This is a genomic window from Vogesella perlucida (assembly GCF_979366545.1).
Window position 1 is genome coordinate 1 of the sequence record NZ_CEETRO010000021.1, and the last position, 5,259, is coordinate 5,259.

Sequence of the window (5,259 nt, forward strand, 5' to 3'; positions counted from 1 at the left end):
ACGGTCAGGGTCACCACGTCGCCGGCTTTGAACTCGCCGCTGACGGTGCCGCTGACGGTGATGTCTTCATCGGCTTCGGCGGCGTTCACCACGTTGTCGGCGGTGATGTCGTTGACGCTGATGCTGGCGGTACGGTTGTCCGGGGCGACGGTGTCGACGCTGTAGCCTTCGGTGGTGGTAGCGGTGACTTTGTTACCGGATGGGTCTGTTACCGTTACGCTGGCATCAATAGTCTTATCGTTATCGGCTACCAGATCGCTACCCGGGACAAGAATGCTGAAAGTCTTATCAGCCTGAACCAGACCAGTGAAGGTTTTGCCGTTTACGGTGAGGGTAACGGTTTCTCCGGCCTTCACGTCACCACCTACGCTACCGGTGACCGGAATCTGCTGACCCGCTTCGGTGGCGTTGATGACATCGTCCGGTGTGATGTTGCGATCAAGCTCAATGGCAACCACTGGCAGATCGTTATCCAGGATGGTACCGGTAGCGTCTTTGCCGCCGATGCTGAGCTTGACGGTTTCGTCGGCTTCGTCGGTGGTGTCGTTGCTGGTCGGTACGGTAACGGTGAAGCTGGTCACACCTGCTGGTACGGTGATCTTGCCGGTGGCTGCATCGTAGGTCACGTTGTTGCTGAAGGTGGCGCTGCCGTAGTCGTCGGACGTGGCGGTGCCGTCTTGCAGCAGGAAGTCGAAGCTGGTGGCGCTAGACGACGCGTTGGACAGTTTGACGGTGAAGGCCAGGCTGTCGCCTTCGGTTACCGTTACATCGTTCGGGTTGACCGATGCCGGGTCCGGCTTGCCGATGTGCTCGATGGTCGGGGCGCTGTCGTTGTCGAGGATGGTTCCGGTGGCGTCTTTGCCGCCAATGCTGAGCTTGACGGTTTCGTCGGCTTCGTCAGTGGTGTCGTTGCTGGTCGGTACGGTGACGGTGAAGCTGGTCACACCGGCCGGTACGGTGATCTTGCCGGTGGCGGCATCGTAGCTCACACCGTTGCTAAAAGTGGCGGTGCCATAGTCGTCGGACGTGGCGGTACCGTCTTGCAGCAGGAAGTCGAAGGTAGTAGCAATGGTGCTACTGGTGCTAAGACGTACCTCGAATGTCAGGTCGTTGCCTTCTGTTGCACTGCTCTCGCCAGGGGTGGTGCTGGCGCCCACGTAGTCAATGACTGCCGTGTTGATTTGTGCACTGTCCTTGCCTTCCGGGGACACATTACCCGCCGGGTCGGTCAGGGTGGCGGTAACAGTCAGCTGGCTACCTTCTGCTGGCGGGTCCAGAGTGATGGCAACGGTGCCGGTGCTGATATCGCTGGCAGTCAGTGTAATGGTTTGGGTGGTGGTGCCAGAACTGATCGTGAGCACATCGCCCGCATTGGTACCTGCAGGCAGCGTAATGCTGACATCGACCTTGCCCGAGAGCTCACCATTGGCAATCACGCCGTCGTTATTGCTGTCTTCGGTAATGACCACTACCGGTGCCAATGGTGCGGTGGTGTCGATTTGCGCGGTGCCAGTATTGCTTGCCGTATTACCCAGCGGGTCGGTCGCGGTAACCGTCAGATTGTTACCACCTTCAGGCAGCGGGCTGCTGGACTCTACCGACCAGCGGCCATCGGTACCCACAGTAGTGGTGCCAATGACATTACCGTCTTTATCGCTTACTACGATCGTGGCACCTGCTTCGCCAGTGCCGCTGAGCAGTGGCGTGGTATCACGTGTGGGGCCTACGTTTTCGATGGTAACGGTGGTGGTGGTATCAATCACTGCAGTCGCGGTGCTGCTAGCGGTGTTGCCGCTGGTATCGGTGGCGACGGCAGTCAAGCCGGTGCTGCCATCCGGCAATGCCACAGTAGACTCGACCGACCAGGTGCCATTGCTGGCCACCACGGTTGTAGCAATCACCTGCCCCGCCGCATTGCTGATAACTACCGTTGCACCCGCTTCGCCCGTACCCGTGAGCAGGGGGGTATTGTCGCGGCTAGGACCAACATTGTTAATGGTAACGGTCGTGCTGTCGTCCACCAGAACGGTAGTGGTATCTGCAGTCTGGGTAGTCTGGGTCGTGGTGAGATCAATCTGGTTATCCAGTGTCAGCGGCTCAATCGCTTCGGCGATACGGCTAATCACCACAAACGAGTTACCACCATCTTCACCACCACCTGCGGCCAGGCCGGCTGCGGTATCTTCCAGGCCCTGCAGTGGATCCTGCCCGTTTTCCAATGCGGCCAACACCTGTTGTGCGTCGGCGTTCAACGGGGCGATAGCCGCATCTGTAGCGTCGGCTGTTTGCAGGCCAAATACATCATCTGTGATGGTGAGATCGCGTGCTTCGGCAATCTTGACGGTATGGCCATTGCTGCTCTGCAGTTCGATCTCGCCATCTGCTGGTACAACCAGGCGCTCCCCTGCGGCCACAATGTCGCCCAGCTTCAAAACACGCTGGGAACCGTCTGCTGCAATGGCAATAACTTTGCCAGTGAGAGACACAACTTTACCTTGAGCAACATTGACAGCGGCAGCCATGGTCGAACTCCAGAGACTATTTGCGATGGGAAAATTATAGAGAGTCTTATAGAAGGCAATCTATTGTACTGATGGGCAAACCTAGCCCATCAGCATCTCACCCATGACAAACCACAAAATCACTGTAAGATATTGATAAAAAATACAAAATACCTAGCCCATCACTCTATTTCCCACCAGTCATCGATACCGCATCGCAGCAAAATTAACTGCGCATAAAAGAAAAGGCCCGCCGAAGCGGGCCTTGCTGCAAAACACGGTCTGACTTAATCGGTGATCAGCTTGTTCTTGGTCAACAAGTCCTGGATCACCTGCTGGTCCGAAGTAAAGCCACCGATGATGTCGATACCAGACAGCTTGAGGTTGAAGTCCGTCACACCATTACCCTTGCTAGACACGGCAATATTGGTACCCGTGCTGTCATGGCTAAAGTGCAGGTACTGTTCCAATGAACCGCTATGCTCGCCTTGCAGCAAATCACGGAAGTCCAAGACATCCCCCCCCTGCTGGCGTGATGCGGCGTCAAAGTTCATCACCGTCTTGCTGGTACCCACATCTGCCAGCGTGTAGCGGAAGATGTCGGTCTCAGGGGCCAGAGTGAAGTTCATCGTGGCAGGTGTACTGGCCCCAGTAGAAGACACCACGTCGTAACTTAATTTCAGCGCGCCGTTGTAGTTCGCCTCTGGCGTAATCAGATAGCTGCCATCGGCTTGCTGCGTGACCGTGCCATGATCTGCTGTAATGTTTGCTACGTTCAAAGTGCCGCCTGTCCCACTTGTCCAACCTTGGAGCAGACGAGTCTGGCTAATGATATACGGCATATCTTCGTGCGCCTCACCTAGCTGGAAGTAGTTCTGCGCATACGACGTTAGTGCAGCTGTGGTATTAATGTCTTTCAGCATAGTGACAGAGGTACTCGTATCCTGACCGGCATTGTGTTTAACAAGCCATACATCCAGATCAAAAACCCAAGGCTCTGCATTCACAGTATTGCTATTGCTACTTGCTGTGAAAATTGCTTTATGTCCATCAATCACGTAAATACTGCTAATTGTTGATGAAACTCCCAATGCAGCCTGATTAATATCTGCCACCAACCATGCTTCGTTGCCATCAGTAATCCAAAGTTCCTGACCTACACTCCCATTATTAGCTGCAAACAATGCATACTTACCGCCCATCGATGTGATGCTATAAGGATTGGCATTTTCAAATCCACTCACATTATATGTTACATCAGACCCAGAGTAACCCGAATAAATATCCTTCAGTAAGCGAGTGCCTGCGCCAGTACCATCAGTAACCCATATCTCATTTCCGGCCACACCATCATTGGCACTAAACACATACTTGCCATTACCAATCGCAGTCAAATCATTATATTCGCTATTTTGTGATCCATTTGCCCCCAGATAAATATCTTTGACAAGCTGAGTACCCGCCGTGGTGCCATCAGTGATCCAGAGTTCTCGTCCAGAAACTCCATCATTTGCCATGAATAGTGCACTGCCTTTTCCGATGGGTACAAATTCTAGCGGCGTGCTACCCCCAGCTCCAGCTGCAATATCTTTTACCATAACTGTGCCAGCAGAAGTACCATCGGTTACCCATAGCTCTCTGCCCAAATCATTAGTTGCGATAAATAAGACTTTGCCATCGTTTAGCAATGTAAAGTGGTTTGCAGTAGAGCTTGCACCACCAGATGCAATATCTTTCAGCATATAAGTACCTACATCAGTACCATCCGTAATCCAAATCTCTGTGCCATTGGTGTCGTTCATTGCACTAAATATAACTTTCCCAGGTGCGATGTTAGTAAAATCAGCACCAGGGGCAAAACCATTATCAGCGAGACGCCAAGTTGATGTCGAAGTACCACCCTCAAAGACAGACTGCCCATTATTGATACCAGCAATAACTTTAGTACCAGCCTCTGTACCATCTGTTACCCACAACTGTTTCAACGAGTTTGTGGAATATGCACAGAATACGAACTTACCATTACCAAGTGGCACAATTAAATCACGCCCTGCATAAGAGTGCATATAGGGTTCAGGATTAATATCTTTGACCATTTTGGTACCTGCCGCTGTACCATCGGTTATCCATAGTTCAATGCCATGAGTTGTATCATTCGCTTGGAACAGTGCTTTACCGTTACCCATATCAACAAACTCTGCACGATTGACAGGGGTCCCAAATGCATCACTCGCGACTGGACCGATCTGCAATAGCTGTTTGGTATTGCTTGCGGTCAAATCCGTACTCCATAGCTGTAAACCATGCGTACTATCTTTGGCTTGGAAAAGGATAGGCCCATTATCAGGATCGTAGGCTTTACCTGTCAGCTCTGGTGCCGATGCGTTCATCTTGGCGCTGTCTGATGAAGCAGGCGAGGTGTTGCCCGCGACATCCGTGAGCGTAGCACTGACCGTTGCAGTAGCCTGCTCAGCAGGTTTGGCCACGGTGGTGGTTACCGCACCGGCTGTGATGTTGGCCGCAGTCAGCACCACGGTCTGGCTTCCACTACCCGTGTTGATTTGCAGTGTATCGCCTGCTTTGGCTTCTGTCGGCAGGGCAATACGCACTGCCAGCGTGGTGGCTGTGCCAATTTCCGAGCCGCTAATCAGCCCGTCATTATTGGTATCGGTGGTGATAGTTACCGTCGGTGCTGGCGGCGCCACGTTATCTATCGTCACGGGCACCGTTGCTGCACTGGTGTTGCCTGCCGCATCAG

At 53.1% G+C, this 5,259-nt stretch carries 2 protein-coding genes; both read right to left on the reverse strand.

Features of this window, described 5'->3' with window-relative positions; all coding sequences use genetic code 11:
- Positions 1-2,522: retention module-containing protein (locus ACZ9XP_RS17635; protein WP_465188927.1), on the reverse strand; the 2,522-nt coding region annotated here is incomplete at its 3' end.
- A gap of 266 nt (positions 2,523-2,788) precedes the next feature.
- Positions 2,789-5,221, reverse strand: coding sequence for a cadherin-like domain-containing protein (locus ACZ9XP_RS17640; RefSeq protein ID WP_465188928.1), 2,433 nt, complete (start codon positions 5,219-5,221; stop codon positions 2,789-2,791).
- Positions 5,222-5,259 lie beyond the last annotated feature (38 nt).